Raw genomic sequence first — 13,778 nt, forward strand, 5'->3', positions numbered from 1 at the left:
TCACGCCCCTACCTCGTGACAACCCGTCACCACACCACAAGAAGTGGACCAGAACCCGTTCTCATGAACAAAGCCACTGCGGACCCTTCACCACTGCGGCCGGCACGTCAGCGAGTCCGAGATCCTCAGCGATCCGGATGACCGCGAGGACGAAGCCCTGGCCGAGCTCGGCATGCTCGCTGACGAACTCGAGAAGATCGATCCAGTCAGGGTCGGGCCCCGCGTCACGGATGACCGCTACGGCCGTGAGGCGAACGCCTCATTGAGTTCCACCACCCCCACGTTTTTCGGCCGGAGGCCGGTCTTCGCCAAGAGCTTCTCCCGAGCCAAGGCCGGTGCGTGCTCCATGAGTTCGGGTTCCAGGGCGGCCGTGGACACCGCCTCCGAGGTCGCCCGTCCGCGCAGCCTGTTTGTGACCAGTCCCGCGAGCAGCGGCTGGAGGGGTGCGCGGCCGTAGGCGCTCGCCCTGCGGTCCGAACATGACCAGGTACTCGACCGGACCGCCGGGGCTGGGGTTCGCCACCCCGTGCGGGGTGCGGGTGTCGAACTCGATGACGTCCCCGGGTGTCAGGATGAGGTCTTGGTCGCCGAGCACCAGCCACAGTCTCCCGTACAGGACGCACAGCCACTCGTAGCCGTCGTGGGAGACCTGACGGGGCCGCGCGGGCGGGTCCTTGAGGGCGGGCAGGACGTGTTTGTGGGCGTGCAGGCCGCCGACGTACCGGGTCAACGGCAGCACCGCTTTGTCATCCCCGAAGCTCAGCGGCGCCGTGGCGCGTGGCGTGGCCGCGGGGGCGGGTGCCGTGCCGGCCAGCTCGTCCAGGGAGACGCCGTACTCCTTCGACAGTTGCAGCAGCACCTCCAGGGTGGGCTTGCGTCGGCCGGTCTCGATCCGGGACAACGTGCTGGTCGAGATGCCGGTCGTGCAGCTGACACGGGCGAGCGTCGCGCCGTGGTGCTCGCGTGCGGCCCGCAACCGGGGCCCCATCGCGGCCAGTGTGCCGTCCACGTCGTCGGCTGCCACCCTTCACGCTCCTTCTTGCCGTGCCGCTCCACCGCTCTGTCCTGCAAGGTTGCCAGAATGGCAAGGCTGATCGCGTCGGGCGGGCGCTGCGCCGCATGATCGACGGGTAGCCGCGTCCGCCGCGAACCGAGGAGAACCCCATGCAGTTCGAGCCGACCGCCGAGTTCCGCCACCGCACCGTGGAGGCCCCGGCCGGGCGTCTGCACCTGGTCGAGCAGGGCACCGGCCCGCTGGTCCTGCTCGTGCACGGCTTCCCCGAGTCCTGGTACTCCTGGCGCCGCCAGCTCCCGGCCCTCGCCGCGGCCGGCTACCGGGCGGTGGCGATCGACGTGCGGGGTTACGGCCGCTCCTCCAAGCCGGAGGCGACCGACGCCTACCGCATGCTCGATCTGGTGGAGGACAACGTCGCCGTCGTGCGTGGCCTCGGCGAGGAGAGCGCGGTGGTCGTCGGCCACGACTGGGGCTCCAACATCGCCGCCGCCTCCGCCTTGCTCCACCCCGAGATCTTCCGCGCCGTCGGCCTGCTCAGCGTCCCCTACGCGCCGCCCGGCGGCCCCCGCCCCACCGACATCTTCGGCCGGATCGGCGGCCCCGAGCAGGAGTTCTACGTCTCCTACTTCCAGGAGCCCGGCCGCGCCGAGGCGGAGATCGAGCCCGACGTCCGGGGCTGGCTCGCGGGCTTCTACGCGGCCCTGTCCGCCGACACCATGCCCGCCCGGGGCGAGCCCGACCCGCACTTCGTCACCCGCGGCGGCCGGCTGCGCGACCGCTTCCCCACGAAAGTCCTCCCGACCTGGCTGAGCGAGGACGATTTCGACGTCTACGCCGGGGAGTTCGAGCGCACAGGGATCACCGGCGCGCTCAACCGCTACCGCAACATGGACCGGGACTGGGAAGACCTTGCCCCGTACCGCGGAGCCCCGATCAAGCAGCCGTCCCTGTTCGTCGGCGGCGCCCTGGACGCCTCCACCACCTGGATGTCCGACGCCATCGACAACCACCCCACCACCCTCCCCGGCCTGTCGGCCTCCCACCTCCTGGACGGCTGCGGCCACTGGATCCAGCAAGAGCGCCCCGACGAGGTCAACCGCCTGCTGATCGACTGGCTCGCCACCCTCCAGGGCTGAAACCAGGCAACGCAGGCGTAGGAGTCCGCGCGCCGGCGCGGTGCCCGATGCGGCAGCGACGGCACCGCAGTGGTGATGGACGGAGTGCGGGTCGGCCGGCCGGAGACGGAGAACCGCATGGGCTGGTCAGCCTCGCCGAGGAGCCCGGCCCGCAGCAGGACCGGGCGGGTGGTCGGCGTGCGGGGTGGGGGCACGGGCAGCGAATCGCTCGGCGGCCTCCCGCCGGATCCGCTCGCGGAACGCCTGCCGTTCGGGCGTCAGCCCGCCACCTCGCGGATGTCTCACACAACCGGCATACCGCGCCGGTCGCACATCGTCAGCCGCTGCCGACATCACGTCTTCAGAGGTCAGGAGCGTCAAATTGTCTTGTCGCCAAGCGAGTTCGGCTCCGCCACTGCCCGTCCGGGAGGCCGTTAGGGTGGCCCGGTGACCGACGCGCGCGTGGACAGACTGATCCGCTTCCGGGCCGAGGCGGCATCCCGGGGTCTGCCGTCGGAGGAGGTGGAGGAATGGATACGTGTCACCCTGCCGGCGGTGTACTTGGCGGAGGGCGGTGACGGTCCCCTCGTGGCCCGGGTCGGCGGCGACCCCCTGCTGCCGCACGGCGTGCCGAGGCCGTCCGATCCCTTCGTGGCCTGCGTGGACCTCGCGGCCCTCCCGCCGGGCGCCACCAACCTTCCGCTGCCCGCCGACGGCCACCTGCTCCTCTTCTCCGATACCGATGTCCACGGTATCGGGGGGCAGGTGTCCGACGCGGTGCTGTACGTCCCCGCCGGGGCCCCGGCTACCCCGAGCCCTCTCGAACACAGCCGGCGCGGGCCGTACCGGCCGCGTGAACTCCGCACGGTGTGGCACCAGCCGAGCGCGCAGATGCCGGAGAGCTTCGCCCTCGACAGATGGGGCGACTTCCCCGAGGAAGAGCAGTTCGAACTCGCCGACGAACTCGCCGACGCCTGGGCAGACGGGGGCGGCTACCGCCCTTCCTGGGCCTTGCAGATCGGCGGCCATCCGGTCTCGCCCCAGAACGACCCCGTCCACGACGCCCGTGATCCCGAGGAGGCCGGCCCCTGCGAACAAGGCGGTACGGCCCATGCAGAGGGCGCCGACGACTGGGCTCTCCTGGCCACCTGGAGGTGCGGCGACGACGTCACGGAACTGGACTCCGGCGTGGCCCACTGGGTGATCCGCCACCGGGACCTGGCGGACCGGCGCTTCGACCGGGTCCACCGCTACGTCGAAATGGCCTGACCGTGCGGGACGGGGACGACCGGCTCCCCAGCACTCATCAGCAGCCCTCCCCGCCCACGCCACCCGGGTCCGTGCCGCCACCGTGACGATCGGTCTGCCCGGAACGGGTGTCGCCCCCGGCCCCGGTCCACCCCGCCCGAAGAAGGGATGCGGCCGTAGACCCGTGAGGCGCTTGCCACGCCCCGGTGGGCGGCGTCGAAGTTCCCGAGCCGCGGCAGCGGCCGCAGGGAGGCGGGCCGGTCAGCGGTCGCCGGATCGCGGGGCCGGACCGGCGCCGGGAACACGGGGCCGGTCCGGCGCCGCGATCGCGGGGCCCGCCCGCCGCCCGTGGCCCGGTCGGTGGGCTCAGCGGCCCAGCAGGTCGCGGATCGCCCCCGTGATCTCCTCGGGCGCCTCCTCGGCCATGAAATGCCCCGCCCCGGTCAGCCGGTGGTCCAGGTCCGGCGCCCACGCGCGCCAGAGGGCGGCGGCGTCGTAGCCCAGACGCGCGCCCCAGTCCTGCTGGACGACCGTCACGGGCATGGCCAGCTGGGAACCGGCGTCCCGGTCCGCCTGGTCGTGTGTGACGTCGATGCCCGCCGAGGCCCGGTAGTCCGCGACGATCGACGGCACGGCCGCCGCGCTCGCCCGCAGGTACGCGGCCCGGACCGGTTCCGGCACGGCGGCCGGATCGCCGGCCCAGGCGTCGAGGAAGGAGCCGAAGTAGGCATCGGCGCTGTTGGCGATCATCGTCTCCGGCAGCCCCGGAGGCTGCGCCATGAGGAACAGGTGGTAGCCGACCGCCGCCGGGACACCGTGCAGGACGTTCCACATGTCCAGCGTCGGCAGGACGTCGAGGATGCCGAGGTGGGTGAGGGTCTCGGGATGGTCCAGCCCCGCCCGGAAGGCGACCAGGGCGCCCCGGTCGTGGCCGACCAGGGCGAAGCGCTCATGCCCGAGCGCCGCCGCCAGGGCGACGACATCGGCGGCCATGGCGCGCTTGGAGTACACCTCGGGGCCGGTGGCCGCCGGCTTGTCGCTGGCACCGTAGCCGCGCAGGTCGGGACAGATCACCGTGTGCTCGCCGGCGAGCCGCTCGGCGACGTGCCGCCACATCAGGTGGGTCTGCGGAAAGCCGTGCAGCAGCACGACCGGGCTGCCGCTGCCGCCGACGGCGGCAGCCAGCTCCACTCCGTCCGTGCCGGGCAGCCGTACCTGGTCGAAACCGGGAATCGCGTGCGTCATGAAAATCCCCTTCCTGGGGTCGGTGGACCGACGAAATCCTTGGCCCGAGGACCGACGGGACCAGCGTGGGCGACGGCGATCAGCAGCCGATCAGTACGCTTCGACGCCGCGGACCGGCGGCACGGAAGATGGAGGGCATGCGAATCGACGTACTCGGCGCGGTGCGGGCCCTCCGCGACGACGGCACACCGGTCGACCTGGGCGGACCCCGCCACCGCGAGGTGCTCGCCCGGCTCGTCGCCGCCGGGGGCCGGATGGTCGCCACCGACACCCTCGTGGACGACCTGTGGGCCGAGCCGCCGGTGCGCGCCGTGGGTGCGTTGCGCACGTTCGTCGCCGCGCTGCGCCGCGCCATCGAACCCGACCGGCCGCCCCGCACCCCGCCGCGCGTCCTCGTCACGGAAGGCCCCGGCTACGCGCTGCGCCTCCCGCGCGACAACGTGGACGTCCACCGGTTCGAGGACGCCCTGGCCCGCGCCCGGCGTACACCCGATGCGCTCACCGAGCTCGACGCGGCCCTCGCGGCCTGGCGCGGCCTCGCCTACGCCGACGTGACCGGCTCCGCCTGGGCCCAGCGCGAGCGGACCCGGCTGGAGGAGCTGAGGCTGGAGGGGGTGGAGCTGCGCGCCCGCCTCCTGCTCGACTCCGGCGCGGGAGCCGAGCTGGTCGCCGAACTGGGCGCCCACGTCACCGAACACCCCTGGCGCGAGCCGGCCTGGGGGCTGCTGGCCCGCGCACTGCACCGGGCGGGTCGTCAGGCGGACGCGCTGGCCACCCTCCGCCGCGCCCGCACGATGCTTGTGGACCAGTTCGGGCTCGACCCCGGTGCCGACCTGCGGCGCCTGGAGACGGACATCCTCCGCGGAGCCTCGACGCTCCAGCCCGCGCGTACGGTGTGGACCGCCGGAGTGCGGCTCGGCCCGCGCACCACCGTCGAGCTGGCCCGCACCCTGGCCCTGGCGGGTGGCGGCGCCCTCGTCCACTCGCGGCGCGACCGCCTCGCCGCCGTCCAGGCGGCGGAGCGCACGGGAGACATCGCCCTGACCGCCCGGGTCATCGGCGCCTACGACGTACCTGCCCTGTGGAGCCGGGCCGACGATCCCGAGCAGTCCCGCGCCGTCGTCGCGGCGGCCGAGCGGACACTCACCGCGCTCGGCACCGACGGTCCCGCCGAACTGCGCGCCCGCCTGCTGGCCACCGTCGCGGTCGAGAGCCGCAGCGCCGATCTGTCCGGCACCGCACCGAGGCGCGCCGGACAGGCGGCGCGCGAGGCCGAGGCGCTGGCCCGGGAGCTGGGCGATCCCGCCCTGCTGGTGTTCGCGCTCAACGGCGTGTTCCTCCAGTCCTTCACCCGGCCCGGCCTCGCCGCGGCGCGGGACGTGATCGGCGCCGAAATCCTCGACCTGGCCACCCGGCACGAGCTGCCGAACTTCGCCGTGCTCGGCCGGCTCATCCGCCTTCAGTCCGCCTCCGCTCTCGGCGACCTCGACGCCGCGACCGCGCACGCCGAGGCCGCCGAGCAGCTCGCCGTCAGCACCGAGGCCTCTCTCGTCCCCGTACTCACCGCCTGGTTCCGGGCCCGGGTCACGGCCGCCCGCAGCGCCGCACCGGGCGGGCCGGCCGCCGCCACGGCCGCGGCGCACTACCGCGCCGCCGAGGACGTTCTCGCCGGGACTGCGGGCATGCCGGGGCTGCACCGGGGCCTGTTCGCCCTCGCCCTCCTGGGCCTTCGTCTCCTGCACGGCCGTCCCGCGCCCACCGATCCCGCCCTCGACTGGGGCCCGTACCGCCCCTGGGCGCAGCCCTTGGTACTGCTCGCCCAACACCGGGCCGAGGAGGCCCGTACCGCCCTGACCATGACGCCCGAACCACCCCTTGACCACATGCAGGAGGCACTTTGGTGCCTGACCGCCCACGCCGCCGCCCGCCTCGGCGAGCGCCCGGTCGCCGCCCGCGCGGCTACGGTCCTGCGCCCGGCCCGCACCGAACACGCGGGCGGGGCGAGCGGGATGCTGACACTGGGGCCGGTGGCGCGGTACCTGGCGGAGGCGGAGGCATGCGCCGACACGAGATGACCGACATCGTCCGCGAACCCGTTCCCCACCTGCCCGTGCCGCCTTGACCGGGCAACGGAACGCCGGACTGGCCCAGCCATATGTGTTGAGGTGAGGCCATAAGGACTGTCCCGTAACTGGCGTGTGGCGTCTCGGTGAGGTTCAACCGATGCCGTCATGAGCGACCGAGTGCTGAGCGACGAAACCAGGTCGACGTAGGTCAGCACGGTACCCGATCATGCGTTCATGCCCCTGCAAGAGACCCTTGCCCGAGTCGATGCAGACCTGGCCGCCGGCCGGGTTCCCGTCGCGCGCCAGCGCCTGCGGGGTCTCGTCTCGTCCTTCCCCCACGGTCTGATGCTCCGCCGTCGTCTGGCCGAGGTGTACCGGCTCTACGGCGATGCCGCCGAGGCTGGACGCTGGATGTACCTCGAAGAGGACCGGAACGCTGACGAGACCGCTGCCTTCGGGGCGCGGTACGGGTCTCCCGGGTGGCGGATGAAGGCCCTCGCCCGGCAGGGACCCGAGGCGAAGGCCGCCACCGCTTTCGCGGAGGAGCAGCTGGTCGCGGTGCGGACCGCCTGCGCCGGGGAGTTGGGGCACCCCGTCGGCTGGGACGACCCCGCCTCCTACCAGGACGACCTGGAAGGCAATCACGAGGGGCCCTGCGAGCCGTGGACGGTCGGCGGTGTGCCGGCGGTCTGCGGCTGCCTGGTGGCGGCCCTTGTGTTCCTCGCGATCTGGGTGAACGGACTCGTTGCCCTCTTCGGCTGACTCAGGTCACCGGGGCTTGGGAGGAGCGCCGGGCAGGCCAACCGAAGCGCTCGGTCGCATCCGGGTGTGACCGAGCATTCCACGTGGCGGACCGGGCGTTTGGGTTGGCGGTGACCTTGGGGCCGGTCCGCGCAGCACCTAGCCTGCGAGGAGTCGTGGACATTCCGGGAGCGGCCTCATGGAGATCTCTTGGCGTCGGGTCGAGGAGCAGGACTTCCCGCTGTTGCGGCGGTGGCTCCAGCAGCCCCATGTGAAGCGTTGGTGGAACCACGAGACCACCGTGGAAGCGGTGGCGCGTGACTTCGGGCCCGCCGCCCGAGGCGAGGAGCCCTCGGAGGACCTCCTCGCGTTTCTTGAAGGGCGTCCGGTCGGTCTCGTACAACGTTCACGCCTGTGCGACTACCCCGACTATGCGGCCGCGCTGGCGGCCATCGTCCACGTACCTGACGGCGCGATGACCATTGACTACCTGATCGGCGATCCGCGCCAGACCGGCCAGGGCATCGGGACGGCGATGCTCCACTCGGTCATCGTGCGCACCTGGGCCGAGCACCCGGCCGCCTCGTGCATTCTCGTCCCGGTGGTGGCAGCCAATCAGCCTTCGTGGCGGGCGCTCGAGCGAGCAGGGCTGCGCCGGGTCGGCGTCGGAGACCTGGAGCCGGACAACCCGGTCGATGACCGGACCCACTACCTCTACCGCGCCGATCGGCCGCGGACCGGCGGCTGACGGTCCCACCTGCCCGCCAACCCGGGTGCTCAGCCTCCCAGTTCAAGCGGACATCCGCCAAGTGGAGCGCTCGGTCGGACCGGGGCTCGTCGGCTGCTCAGGGCGCGGCTGCCACAGCTCGAATTCCAGGTGCTCGATGTCCGTGAAGTGGACCTACGACGCGAAGTCTCCCAAGAAGACCGATGATCGAGAGCAGTTGCCGGCGTTCTACGACTTTCCGGCCGAGCACTGGATTCGTCTGCGGACCACACATCCGATCGAGTCCACGTTCGCCATCGTCCGGCTGCGGACCAGAGTCACCCGCGGTGCCGGCTCCCGCACCGCCGTCCCTGGCGATGGTCTTCAGCGCGTCGATTCCGCCCAGCAGCGGTGGCAGGCCGTGAACGCGCCCCACCTCGTCGCCCTCGACCGGGCCGGGGCCCGCTTGAACACGGCCGGCTCGTCGAGCGCCCCGAGGAGGTTACGGCATGATCGAGGCCAACCGATTCCCTGGGGGCCGACGTGACATGGTCTGAACACGTGGTGGTGCGAGAAGGTGTCCGGCTTTCCTGCCGGGACTGGGGCGGCGGGCCGGGACGGCCCATCGTGTTGCTGCACGGCCTGGCCGGTCACGCGGGTGAATGGGACGTGCTGGCACGGAGGTTGAGTTCCCGGTATCGGGTCGTCGCGGTCGACCAGCGCGGACACGGTGCCAGCGAGCGCCACCCGCAGGACGTCTCCCGCGCCGCCTACGTCGCCGACGTCATCGCCGTTGTCGATCAGCTGGCGCTGCAACAGCCTGTCCTGGTCGGCCAGTCGCTGGGCGGACACACCGCCATGCTCACCGCCGCCGCACATCCCGAAGCCGTCGGCGTGCTCGTACTCGTCGAGGCCGGCCCCGGCGGCCCGAACCCGAACGGTCCTGCGGACATCGGCGGATGGCTCGACTCATGGCCGACACCGTTCCCCTCACGCGAAGCGGCAGCCGCGTTCCTCGGCGGCGGACCGGTCGGCGCAGGCTGGGCGGCCGGGCTGGAGGAACGCGAAGGCGGATGGCGGCCTCGCTTCGACCGGGACGTGATGGTCCGCTCGCTGACGGAGAACGCCCGGCGTTCCTTCTGGCACGAGTGGGGGCAGGTCGCGTGCCCCACCCTGGTCGTCCTGGCCCAGTCCAGCTTCGTCCCCGCGCAGGAAGCCGACGAGATGCTCCGGCAGCGACCGGCCACCATGGCCATGAGCATCCCCGGCACCGGCCACGACCTGCACCTGGAACAGCCTGGGATCCTGCACACCGCGCTCTCGGATTTCCTCCAGGGCCTCGCCTGACACTGCCACACGGCCACAACGACACCAACGGCAGACCCACACAGCGCCACCACTCCAGAGGTCTTGACAGTTACTCACGCTCCAATGCAATCCGCGTGTGGGCCGATCATCGTCAACTCGGGCGGTACAGAACGATCACAGAGGTCAGCAGAACCGCGGCTGCCAGTGTCAAGCCAAGCACTCGGTGGTGATCCCGCGCGGCCAGTGCCACGGAGCAGGCCCATACTCCACCCGCCATGGCGGCAGCCGCCCAGCCGCCAACCGACTGCCCGGCGGCGAGTGGGAGCGGGGCGAGGAGCAAGCTCGGCGGGACGACCACGATCCTGGGACCGATGCCCAGTGCCTTGTAGACGACGGCAAGGACGACCGAGGCCGTCGCGAAGATGAGAGGGAGGGTGGCCAGGTCCCACCAGGTGAAGCACATGCCGTCGGTCGACGCGCATGTCTGTTCGCGGTGACGCTGGGTCAAGGCCAGTGCCCGGCAGGCGGCGAAGGACAGCAGCGCGCCGGTGGCGGCCGCTCCCGCCGCCTGCGACATCACCGGCCGAGGTTCTGTGTGAGGGGTTTTCATGCGAGTAAGCCTTTCAAAGGCTCACAGCAGGGGCCTGAGTACGTTTACTCAGGCCCCTGGGTCAGTTGCCGGTCAGATCCTGTGGACGGTGGTTGCCGGTGCGGTGTTCCGGCTCTGAAGGAAAAGGCAGGTGCGTGCCGTCTCTGCCCATGTCAGGCTCCGCCGTTGAACCGTGAACGCCCCCGTACCGAACTCCCTTGGGGATTCGCGCGGCAAGAACTGGCCACCGCACATCATCTACACGGTTGTAGAAGCTACGCCGTCCGCGACACACTTCCGTCCCCTGCCCAGGGGCCGACGAAGGGAGCGACGTGGGTGTCATCGCGTGGCTGGTTCTGGGTCTTCTCGCCGGGGCGATCGCCAAGGCCGTCCTGCCCGGACGCGACCCCGGCGGATGCATCGGCACCACCGTCATCGGCATCGCCGGCGCGTTCCTCGGCGGCTGGCTGTCGGCGACCTTCCTCGGCCGTCCCGTCCAGCGGGAGTTCTTCGACCTCGCCACGTGGGGCTCGGCCATCGGCGGTGCGCTGGTCCTGCTGATCGGCTACCGCCTGCTCTTCGGCAACTCGCGGGACTGACGCTCCGCACCCGCCGGCACCATCCGTCCAGCAGCGCGGCGTCAGACGCGTGGGGACCCGTCGTCGCGCTGGTGGACGGTGGCTTCCACGGCCGGTCCGGAAGGCGGCGGCCCGGCGGGCTCCCGCTCCTTCAGCGCCTTGGCCTCGCTCTTGAAGATCCGTGCCGCCTTGCCCGCGGACCGCGTCAGCTCGGGCAGCTTCTTGATGCCGAGAACGACGACCACCACGAGGAGGATCAGCGCCAGCTCGCTCAGGCCGAACATCAGACTGCTCCCTCTCCACGGACGGCGGCCGAGCCCAGCACCCGGCACCCCGCCGACATCTACATTGCTGTAGAAGTTTGCCGTAGAGCATGATCGCTCAACAAGCCCGCCTTCCAGCCCGGATGGCCGGGAACAGTGTGCTGCGCGAAGGAACACAGCAGGATGACGGACAGCGTCCCCACGGTCCGGCACGCCCCGGCGCGGGCTTCGACGGCGCGATGGTGCCGGGCCATCACCGAGGCCCGGTGGTTCGCGGTCACCGTCTTCTGCCTGATCCTCGCCAACGCCGCGCTGCTGGGCGCAGAGACCTACTCAAGCGTGGTCAGCGACTGGCACAGCTGGACAAGCCTGGCCGAGCACACATGCGTGGCCGCCTTCACCATAGAGATTTTGCTGCGCCTGGGTGCCCACGCCGACCGCCCCCTACACTTCTTCCGCGACCCGTGGAACCTCTTCGACCTCGCCGTCGTACTGAGCACCTTCCTGCCCGTCGTCCGGGAGAACACCACCGTCCTGCGGTTGCTGCGACTGGCCCGCGTCCTGCGCACCGCCCGGTTCCTGCCGCAGCTGCGCATCGTCCTCGTCGCCGTCGCCCGCAGCCTGCCCGGCACCCTCAGCTTCCTGCTCGTCGGCACCCTGCTGCTGTACGTGTACGCGATGGTCGGCTGGGTCTTCTTCGCCCACCACGACCCGCAGCACTACGGCTCCGTCGGCCGCGCCGCCCTCACCCTCTTCCTGCTCATGACCCTCGACGGCATCGGCGACGCCGTCCACTCCGGCCTCGAAATCTCCCGCCTCAGCCTCCTCTACTACGCCTCCTACGTCCTGCTCGCCTCCTTCGTCCTCGTCAACGTCCTCATCGGCGTCGTCCTGACCTCCCTGGAGGAAGCCCGAGATATGGAGCAGGCCCCGTCAGCACCAGCGCCCCGCCCGGCACCCGCTCCGTCCGAACAGCAGGCACTCCTCGACCGCATCGCCACAGCCCGACGCGCCCTGGACGACCTCGAACTCGAGCTCATCCACGTGTCAGCGTCACCGGCCGTCGAAGCGGAGCGGACTGTCCCCACCCCGAGCGGGCGCGCGTAACCGCAGTGAGGTGAGGTGGTGGGCCGTGTCCGTGCGACCGGTTGGGCCGTTTGCCGGTGCATGGGGGCATCACCGTAGATCGTGTCGGATGAGTCATGGGGCACTGCGGCGCGACGCTGCGAAGATCTCCGAAACCTCCCGGCAAGCGTGGCGAACAGCGCGCTTCTGGTGATGGACGTCCAACGGGACGTCGTGGCCATCGCCGATTTGCTGCGGTTCGGCGATGGCTGGTGCGGCACGGCGCCGACGCCGCAGAGGTCGCCGGTGTCCGGCGCCGCCTGCGTGACCTCGCCGGCACTGAGAACGCTGATCGCCCGACTCTCGCTTCGGCCGCGTTCCTTGCTCCACCCGGTGTCCCTGCGGCGGTCCCACCGCCGGGACGGCCGCTCGGCGGCGCCGCGCCCACCGGCGGCGAGCGTCGTCGACGACCTCGGGCAGCTCGCCGAGACAGGACTCACCGTTTACGCCCTGTGGTGCCTGTCGCGGCGGAGCATGTCGGAGAGGCCATGGAGTGGGGCGCAGCTGAGGTGGCACCGCGACTGACCTGATGCCGTGGCCGAGAAGGCCGCCGGGTTGCTCAAGCTGCCGCGTCGAGAGGGTGTCGGCGTTGGGCGGCCAGTACGTCGGGGGCGGGCGTTGGTGTCGCGCCAACGCAGGCAGGCGTGCAGGGTCCGGGTCTGGACGGTGTGGTTCGGATGGTGGGAGCCGGCCAGGGGGAACTGGCGCAGCGGGCCGAAGAGAGCCATGGATGGGGGCTCCGTCGGGGCGGGCGGCGCGGATCGACTTCAGTGGGTCCAGGGTGTTGGCGGTGCCCTTGCGGCGGCGGTTGACGCCCCACAGACGGTCGTCGCCGACGGAGTGGCAGCCGTGGGAGCAGGTGACGCCGTGGATGCGGCGGTGGGTCGCCGGCCGGCGGCCGGGCCCTGTGGCCTCATAGGCGTCACTTCGGGCCCCGGTGCCCCGGGAGTGCGCTGCGGCGAGGGCCCGGGGCTCTACACCAGCGCGCCCGCGTATGCGGGCTGGATCCACAAGGCAAGGGCACGGTGACCTCGTGTCTCGCCGCACCCAGAAGGGGATGACTCCCGCCTCATGTGCTCAGTCGATACAGAACTCGTTGCCCTCGATGTCCAGCATCGGGATGCACGAGTCATTGCCGTCGTACAGCGTTCGCACGTGTACCGCGCCGAGCGGAATCAGTCGCGCGCATTCGGCCTCAAGTGCGGCGAGGCGTTCCGCACCGACGAGTCCGGTGCCGACCCGCACATCAAGATGCACCCGGTTCTTGGCAGTCTTCCCTTCGGGGACGCGCTGGAAGTACAGCCGTGGGCCCACACCTGAGGGATCAACGCAAGCGAACCATGAATCGCGCTGTTCCGGTGGCTGCGAACGCTGGTAATCGTCCCAAGTGGCGAACCCCTCGGGTGGCGGCGGTATGACGTACCCCAACACCTCGCACCAGAAACGGGCGAGGCGCTCGGGTTCCGCACAGTCAAAGGTGACCTGGAACGTCCTGATCGCTGACATCGGTGCACCGTACCAAGGGGACCTGGGGCTCTGCCGGTGATTTCCGCAGCGGAAGCCACCCGCGGCTCCGTCGGGTCCTTCCAGCTCCACTTCTTCGCGTTGAAGCAGTACGAGCGACCCCGTCGACGGCCGGCCACGCTGCCCACGTGACGCGTTCGGCAGCGCCTGCCCCCAGGTGCCGGAAACGGGGGCTCGCCGCATTACTGCGAACGCGGTCGCCATTCGAAGAGCAGGATGGTGGCGTCGTCCCGTAGCTGGTTGCGCTGGTAGTCG

Annotated in this window: 13 protein-coding genes and 4 pseudogenes; 10 read left to right on the forward strand and 7 right to left on the reverse strand. The window is 71.3% G+C overall.

Annotated features, from left to right (window positions below; translation table 11 throughout):
- Positions 1-237: 237 nt before the first annotated feature.
- Positions 238-348, reverse strand: coding sequence for a hypothetical protein (locus IE294_RS44645; RefSeq protein ID WP_229918107.1), 111 nt, complete (start codon positions 346-348; stop codon positions 238-240).
- Positions 349-421: 73 nt separating this feature from the next.
- Positions 422-1,024: pseudogene (locus IE294_RS44650) on the reverse strand (helix-turn-helix domain-containing protein); the annotation flags it as partial.
- Between the two features lie 140 nt (positions 1,025-1,164).
- On the opposite strand from IE294_RS44650, the gene IE294_RS44655 reads away from it, so the two are divergent.
- Both IE294_RS44655 and IE294_RS44660 read left to right on the forward strand, forming a co-directional pair.
- Positions 1,165-2,151 carry an alpha/beta fold hydrolase gene (locus IE294_RS44655; protein WP_189895065.1) on the forward strand — a complete coding sequence of 329 codons (987 nt, stop codon included), beginning with the start codon at positions 1,165-1,167 and terminating at the stop codon, positions 2,149-2,151.
- A gap of 426 nt (positions 2,152-2,577) precedes the next feature.
- Positions 2,578-3,399, forward strand: coding sequence for a DUF1963 domain-containing protein (locus IE294_RS44660; RefSeq protein WP_189895066.1), 822 nt, complete (start codon positions 2,578-2,580; stop codon positions 3,397-3,399).
- Positions 3,400-3,744: 345 nt separating this feature from the next.
- Here IE294_RS44660 and IE294_RS44665 read toward each other — a convergent pair whose 3' ends face one another.
- Entirely contained in the window at positions 3,745-4,623 is an 879-nt protein-coding gene (locus IE294_RS44665; protein WP_189895067.1) for an alpha/beta fold hydrolase, read from the reverse strand.
- Positions 4,624-4,760: 137 nt separating this feature from the next.
- Here IE294_RS44665 and IE294_RS44670 point away from each other — a divergent pair, with 137 nt between their 5' ends.
- The 5 genes and pseudogenes from IE294_RS44670 (at position 4,761) to IE294_RS44690 (ending at position 9,483) form a co-directional block, all read left to right on the forward strand.
- The gene (locus IE294_RS44670; protein ID WP_189895068.1) at positions 4,761-6,698 is read left to right on the forward strand and encodes an AfsR/SARP family transcriptional regulator; all 1,938 of its coding nucleotides are present in this window, start codon (positions 4,761-4,763) and stop codon (positions 6,696-6,698) included.
- 225 nt (positions 6,699-6,923) lie between these two features.
- The gene (locus IE294_RS44675; protein WP_189895069.1) at positions 6,924-7,451 is read left to right on the forward strand and encodes a DUF6584 family protein; all 528 of its coding nucleotides are present in this window, start codon (positions 6,924-6,926) and stop codon (positions 7,449-7,451) included.
- A gap of 178 nt (positions 7,452-7,629) precedes the next feature.
- Positions 7,630-8,178 (forward strand): GNAT family N-acetyltransferase, encoded by a 549-nt coding sequence (locus tag IE294_RS44680; protein ID WP_189895070.1) that lies wholly within the window; start codon positions 7,630-7,632, stop codon positions 8,176-8,178.
- Positions 8,179-8,332: 154 nt separating this feature from the next.
- Positions 8,333-8,649 (forward strand): annotated as a pseudogene (locus IE294_RS44685) (IS256 family transposase); the annotation flags it as partial.
- A gap of 30 nt (positions 8,650-8,679) precedes the next feature.
- On the forward strand, positions 8,680-9,483 hold the full coding sequence (locus IE294_RS44690) for an alpha/beta fold hydrolase (protein WP_189895071.1): 804 nt from the start codon (positions 8,680-8,682) through the stop codon (positions 9,481-9,483).
- Positions 9,484-9,595: 112 nt separating this feature from the next.
- On the opposite strand, the gene IE294_RS44695 is transcribed toward IE294_RS44690, so the two are convergent.
- Complete coding sequence (locus IE294_RS44695; protein ID WP_189895072.1) at positions 9,596-10,024, reverse strand: hypothetical protein; 429 nt, start codon at positions 10,022-10,024, stop codon at positions 9,596-9,598.
- A gap of 341 nt (positions 10,025-10,365) precedes the next feature.
- On the opposite strand from IE294_RS44695, the gene IE294_RS44700 reads away from it, so the two are divergent.
- Positions 10,366-10,632, forward strand: coding sequence for a GlsB/YeaQ/YmgE family stress response membrane protein (locus IE294_RS44700; protein ID WP_189895073.1), 267 nt, complete (start codon positions 10,366-10,368; stop codon positions 10,630-10,632).
- A gap of 41 nt (positions 10,633-10,673) precedes the next feature.
- Here IE294_RS44700 and IE294_RS44705 read toward each other — a convergent pair whose 3' ends face one another.
- Positions 10,674-10,895 carry a twin-arginine translocase TatA/TatE family subunit gene (locus IE294_RS44705; protein ID WP_189895074.1) on the reverse strand — a complete coding sequence of 74 codons (222 nt, stop codon included), beginning with the start codon at positions 10,893-10,895 and terminating at the stop codon, positions 10,674-10,676.
- 162 nt (positions 10,896-11,057) lie between these two features.
- Between IE294_RS44705 and IE294_RS44710 the strand changes: the two genes are divergently transcribed.
- Positions 11,058-11,981 (forward strand): ion transporter, encoded by a 924-nt coding sequence (locus IE294_RS44710; RefSeq protein ID WP_189895075.1) that lies wholly within the window; start codon positions 11,058-11,060, stop codon positions 11,979-11,981.
- A 577-nt stretch (positions 11,982-12,558) separates the two neighbouring features.
- On the opposite strand, the pseudogene IE294_RS48675 reads toward IE294_RS44710, so the two are convergent.
- Positions 12,559-12,914, reverse strand: a pseudogene (locus tag IE294_RS48675) (IS630 family transposase); the annotation flags it as partial.
- Between IE294_RS48675 and IE294_RS48680 the strand changes: the two are divergent.
- Positions 12,906-13,028, forward strand: a pseudogene (locus IE294_RS48680) (serine protease); the annotation flags it as partial. The pseudogenes IE294_RS48675 and IE294_RS48680 sit on opposite strands and share 9 nt — an antisense overlap.
- 48 nt (positions 13,029-13,076) lie before the next feature.
- Here IE294_RS48680 and IE294_RS44715 read toward each other — a convergent pair.
- The gene (locus tag IE294_RS44715; protein ID WP_189895076.1) at positions 13,077-13,505 is read right to left on the reverse strand and encodes a VOC family protein; all 429 of its coding nucleotides are present in this window, start codon (positions 13,503-13,505) and stop codon (positions 13,077-13,079) included.
- Positions 13,506-13,778 lie beyond the last annotated feature (273 nt).

Origin of the sequence: Streptomyces canarius, from assembly GCF_014650735.1 — a bacterium.
GTDB lineage: Bacteria > Actinomycetota > Actinomycetes > Streptomycetales > Streptomycetaceae > Streptomyces > Streptomyces olivaceoviridis.

What these genes read in the sequence shown, in the direction of transcription:
- IE294_RS44670 (WP_189895068.1), top strand. Translation starts at nt 4,761, where the DNA reads ATGCGAATCGACGTACTCGGCGCGGTGCGGGCCCTCCGCGACGACGGC.
- IE294_RS44710 (WP_189895075.1), top strand. Translation starts at nt 11,058, where the DNA reads ATGACGGACAGCGTCCCCACGGTCCGGCACGCCCCGGCGCGGGCTTCG.
- IE294_RS44665 (WP_189895067.1), bottom strand. Translation starts at nt 4,623, where the DNA reads ATGACGCACGCGATTCCCGGTTTCGACCAGGTACGGCTGCCCGGCACG.
- IE294_RS44645 (WP_229918107.1), bottom strand. Translation starts at nt 348, where the DNA reads ATGGAGCACGCACCGGCCTTGGCTCGGGAGAAGCTCTTGGCGAAGACC.
- IE294_RS44675 (WP_189895069.1), top strand. Translation starts at nt 6,924, where the DNA reads ATGCCCCTGCAAGAGACCCTTGCCCGAGTCGATGCAGACCTGGCCGCC.
- IE294_RS44715 (WP_189895076.1), bottom strand. Translation starts at nt 13,505, where the DNA reads ATGTCAGCGATCAGGACGTTCCAGGTCACCTTTGACTGTGCGGAACCC.
- IE294_RS44705 (WP_189895074.1), bottom strand. Translation starts at nt 10,895, where the DNA reads ATGTTCGGCCTGAGCGAGCTGGCGCTGATCCTCCTCGTGGTGGTCGTC.
- IE294_RS44655 (WP_189895065.1), top strand. Translation starts at nt 1,165, where the DNA reads ATGCAGTTCGAGCCGACCGCCGAGTTCCGCCACCGCACCGTGGAGGCC.
- IE294_RS44680 (WP_189895070.1), top strand. Translation starts at nt 7,630, where the DNA reads ATGGAGATCTCTTGGCGTCGGGTCGAGGAGCAGGACTTCCCGCTGTTG.